The following is a 4,561-nucleotide window of genomic DNA, read 5'->3' on the forward strand; positions in this document are numbered from 1 at the left end:
CGCCGGCGTGGCCCGCCAGGAAGCTGTCCATGCGGGCATCGAGGAAGAAGCGCAGATAGATCTGCCGCGACCACGACAGCACCATGACGAAGGCCATGAGCGGCCGGCGCGCGCGCCCGATCTGCAGTGATCGAAATGGGCCCAGTCAACCTGGCCCTGCTCTCCAGGCAAGGTGCGCAGCCGCAGATAAGCCTCTGGTGTAGGACGCGGACGGTGTACCGCGATCAGGTGCCGGAAATGATGAGGGTTGCCACGGTAGCCGCGCTCGGTGACCATCGCATACAACCGGCTGGCCGTGAGCGACGGAAACCTCTTGAGCGTGTCATGGATAAACGGCAGGTAGGCATCGATCTGCGAAGGTCTGAGCATCCCGCCGACGCGGGGCAGACCGGCCTGCGCCAGCACGCGCTGGACCGTGCCACGGTGCACGTGCAACTGCCGTGCGATGGTGCCGCAGCGCCACTTCTCGACGTGGTAGTAGCGCAGGATCTGCGCCTCGAGTTCAACTCCAATGGTCATGGGTCACTTCCTGTGTAGTAGGTAGCAGTACGAACATCACGGAAGACCCGACGGCGTAGTGGCCCGAGGCGCACGAAGTCCGGACAGACGCATTGGCAGAAATGGCAACGCTCAGGCACAGCTGGGGCGGTGGCGGACACCGCTGCTGTTGCCGCCGACGTCGTCGAAGTCGGTGCCAGTAGAGCATCGGCGGCAGGTACAGCAGAACCCTGATGCGTCACTTTATTCTGCCGGTTGCGATAGCGGCGCATCCGTTCGGCATGCGCGAAACGGCCGTGACGACTGCGCTGATAGCGCTGGCCGGCCACGCGCATGCTGGCCTGGCGTGCGACCTCAGAACAGTCACCGTCGCAATAGATCTGGCCGCGGTCGCAACGGCGGCAAACGACGACCTGCGCCCGGCAGCGGGCGCACACGAACAGACCGCCTGTGTCCGGCATCGGCAATCCCCGTCAATGCCGAAACGGTATCGACGGGAATAATGGGTCGTGCCATACTGGCCCGGCACCCGTGCCCCGTGCGCGTGTGGGGCTCGACATCGGAGTGAACTTGGCGGTTTGAGCCGGTGTCGAGCCTGTTTCTTCGGCGGTAAGCCTTCTTCTACCGCATCCCGACTTCAGCGTCACCTCTTCCTGAAGCAAGCCGAATCGGCTGCGTCTGCACGCGCCCTACGGGCTCCTTCCGACGCAGCCGGTGGCCGCCTCCTGCACTTCACACAAACCATTACCAAACCGCTCAGCAGACCTGGACCATTCGGTATCTCTGATCGATGCCGCCGTCTAGTGTCGGTTTCTCACAGCCGTTCACACGCTCCTTCGGACGCGGTGCCTCGCCCTGATTGGTCCTCGATGGCGAGCCTGACGCGCGCCGGTCATCGCGCTGCGCCTGAATCACCTGCGCCAGCTGCAACGTGCGTCCCAGCCGCTTGTTATCGACCACCGCCGCCTGATCGATCTCCGAGAGCCGGTCATACGGCACACAGGGCAGGGCAGCGCCATTCACCCGGATCTCGATGCGCCCATCCGGATACTCGAACACATCCAGATAACGGTGAATCAGGCGGCGGTTCGCCACCGTATCCTCCAGCAGATAGATCACCCGGTCGTACTGCACCGTCAGCACCTTCGACACGCGCCGCGGCACACGAACCGTCAGGATCAGATCGAGATCGTCATCCACCCGCAGCGGCCGGTGCGCATCGAACGTGCTCCTCGGTACCTTGCCAAACCGACCATTGAAGTCGGCGATGAAGTGGGGCGCGTAAGCGTTGGCCGCCTCCTTCGTGCTGATCCCGCGAAGCCGTAACTCCTTGACCAGCCGGTCCTGCAACGTCAGGTTGGCGCGCTCGACACGGCCCTTCGCCTGGCTGCTACTGGCGCAAAACGTGTCCACATTCAGTTCATACAGCGCGCGGCCAAACTGCGTGACGCCCTTGCCAGGCGTCACCGAATGACTGTTGCAGTGAAATACGCTGGCCCTGTCGCTATACAGCGCCACCGGCTTGCCGTGTGTTTCGATGTACTGCTGGATCGCTTCAAAGTAGCTGAAGGTCGACTCGGTCGCCGTGAAGTGCAGCGCCATCAGCCGGCCCGTTGCATCGTCGATGAACACCAGCAGCGTGCAGGCCGGCGCACGGTCCTCGAACCACCGGTGATCGCTGCCGTCAATCTGGATCAGTTCACCCAGGCACGCGCGGCGGTTGCGCGGCTGGTACACCCTGGGCGGCCGGTCCTTGCGGGGAATCCACAGACCGGCCTCACGCATCCAGCGCCGCACGGTTTCCTTCGCGAGCATCACGCCGTGACATTCACGCAGCTTCTCGCACGCCAGCGTCGGTCCAAAATCGGCATAGCGCTCGCGAATGATCGCCAGCGCGCGTCGCGCCACACCGTCGGACAATTGATGGTTGCCCGCCCGACCGCGTTTGCCGGAGACCAGTCCGGCAACGCCTGCGGCCTGATAGCGCAGCACCAGGCGCTCAAGCTGACGCACGCTCAACGCGAGCCGGTCCGCGGCCTGGCCCGGCTTCAGCCGCCGCTCGCAAACGGCCTGTACCACCTTCAGCCGGTCCAGCTCGGTCATCGACATGGTGATCGTCCCAGATGCGTTCATGGCCGGCGCTCCTTAAGGAAGGCTGGCCACCAGCCTGAACCCGCAAACACGACATTTCAATTTAGCGGAAACGCGACATCTGAACTTTGGACTAACACCAATTTTGTTGATAAATTACATTATGTCAAATATGGTAATCCCAAAGAATCAAGGCGATGATTCGAACTCGCCAAACCCAAGTGCGCATCAAAGTCCCGAGTGTTCGAACCGCTGTTAGCGTCGGCGTGATGTGACGCCGTGTACCACCGGTATTCTGAGGAACGCGGCGAGTTCACCTCGCGGTTGGGCGAGATCGGTTATGGTGTATCGGTCAAGCTCATTCATGAACGCCTTTGTCGCGGCTTCGAGCGCTTCACGCAGGACGCATCGGGACGTGATGACACAGGCGCGGCGTTTGCCTTGCATGTCTGGCATGCACGGGGCGATCGCTAAGAACTCTTTGTCGTACACGTTAATCGCGGCTTCCGACAGATGAGATTCCGCGGCCGGTGTACGGACTTGTCTCGCCGAAAGCGTCTACTGGTTCTGCCCTGGAATCACTGAGTCGCCTGCGCCAGATCGTCAACCGGCGTTGGCCCGCCCAACGCAGCACCGATAGCCCATTAACCGAATTCAAGACGTCAGACGTTCCCGTCGCGCTTTCCTAGTCGTGTCCGTACCAGGCATCGACGAGCGGCCCGACGTCAACAGACACGAACTCCGGCCTCGCCCGCAGCCAGTCACGTACAAGAACCCTATGTGCCTCGGTGGCTGTAGCGCGGTTGGCGAAGGGGAACAACGAATCCATGGAGTTTGTCAACGACAGCGCCGCCGTATCCCAACTGATTTGCCTCGATGCAGTCGGTGATGAAGGAGTCGCACGCTCGCTCAGCTTCAGCGGCCGAGGTATTTTCGTTTAGCACGGCAGATACGCAAAAACCTAATTCCTGAAACTCTCCGAGGTGGAGCTTCTTCCGCTGTCGGCGATTGTGTCGTTTATTCATCGAAGCGTCTTTCCATTTTCTGGTTGATTAGCAGCCGCAGCGCGCGGGGTTCGGTGTTGCAGAGCGGGAAGTCGCTCAGCGCACAATGTACGGTTTGTTGACGAGATCTGCCATCTCCGGACCGCGGTAGTGAGGGCTGACCCGGATGTCCTTCTTTGCGTCGGGCGCGCTATTTGGCGGCCGCCGGTAAAAGCCGGGCACAAGAAAACAGATTTTGACAGAGCGCTTGCTGGCGGAAAAGGACGTGGCGTCATAGTTCCACGCCAGTTACACGAACAGCTTAGGTCCCGCCTTTCTTCCGGTGACTGTCTGTCCCTGTTGCTCGCAGCACGTATCGAGCAACCCGTCACATACCTTTTGGTCCAAGCCTGCCAGCATCTTGGGCTTGTCAAATTTAACGAAAGTTGCGGCGGTTCACTTACGTTGACCATCCTGTCCAGCCTAGCGTCCCTGCCGCCCGATGCTGGCAGCAATTGAGCGTACCTCGCGGCACGCTCTTCTCATGCGAAGGACTTCATTGTCCCGAGGGCTCCGAACCCGGCCGTTACCAGCCACGCTCGCCCCGGTAGGCTATCTCTGAGGGAACAACGAGTCTCACTATCCCGTGCGGGCCGAGACGATAACTGGCGCGACTTCACGTCGCACTCGTGCTTTATTGTCCGTTTCCTGAAGCGACCCCTGCATTAGATGGAACAAAACGCGCTGAGGTTGTTTCGTAGAGACTTTAGGTGGAGTCGTCGTTTTCCCGCGCCCCCGTCAGTTGTAATCAAACAGTGCGCCGGAGTATAAATGTGCGGTCTGCCGTCGAAAGTGCCATGAGTGGATAGCGTCAAGCAGGAAGTCCGGTTTACCGACAAACATCTTGGCCGGTCGGTCGAGATGTTTGTCGCTGTCAGTTGGACATGGTTGTCGCTCCGTTCGGATTGTCAGCGGGTAATTGACGGCGC

4 protein-coding genes and 1 pseudogene are annotated in these 4,561 nt (G+C 60.8%); all 5 read right to left on the reverse strand.

The window, feature by feature from the left end; translation table 11 throughout:
* Nucleotides 1-519 (reverse strand): annotated as a pseudogene (locus F6X39_RS35630) (IS21 family transposase); the annotation flags it as partial.
* A 735-nt stretch (nucleotides 520-1,254) separates the two neighbouring features.
* Nucleotides 1,255-2,631: an ISNCY family transposase gene (locus tag F6X39_RS35635; protein ID WP_262414932.1), complete on the reverse strand. Its 1,377-nt coding sequence runs from the start codon at nucleotides 2,629-2,631 to the stop codon at nucleotides 1,255-1,257.
* A 643-nt stretch (nucleotides 2,632-3,274) separates the two neighbouring features.
* Entirely contained in the window at nucleotides 3,275-3,418 is a 144-nt protein-coding gene (locus tag F6X39_RS37240) for a YggL family protein (protein WP_262414933.1), read from the reverse strand.
* Nucleotides 3,366-3,614, reverse strand: a complete 249-nt coding sequence (locus tag F6X39_RS35640; protein ID WP_262414934.1) for a YggL family protein — start codon at nucleotides 3,612-3,614, stop codon at nucleotides 3,366-3,368. Before F6X39_RS35640 ends, F6X39_RS37240 begins: the two co-directional genes overlap by 53 nt.
* A gap of 756 nt (nucleotides 3,615-4,370) precedes the next feature.
* A partial coding sequence (locus F6X39_RS36430; protein ID WP_222945418.1) for a hypothetical protein occupies nucleotides 4,371-4,561 on the reverse strand: 191 nt, incomplete at its 5' end.

The sequence above is a fragment of the Paraburkholderia sp. UCT2 genome, assembly GCF_014397665.1.
Classification (GTDB): domain Bacteria; phylum Pseudomonadota; class Gammaproteobacteria; order Burkholderiales; family Burkholderiaceae; genus Paraburkholderia; species Paraburkholderia tuberum.

What these genes read in the sequence shown, in the direction of transcription:
- F6X39_RS35635 (WP_262414932.1), bottom strand. Translation starts at nt 2,631, where the DNA reads ATGAACGCATCTGGGACGATCACCATGTCGATGACCGAGCTGGACCGG.
- F6X39_RS37240 (WP_262414933.1), bottom strand. Translation starts at nt 3,418, where the DNA reads ATGGATTCGTTGTTCCCCTTCGCCAACCGCGCTACAGCCACCGAGGCA.
- F6X39_RS35640 (WP_262414934.1), bottom strand. Translation starts at nt 3,614, where the DNA reads ATGAATAAACGACACAATCGCCGACAGCGGAAGAAGCTCCACCTCGGA.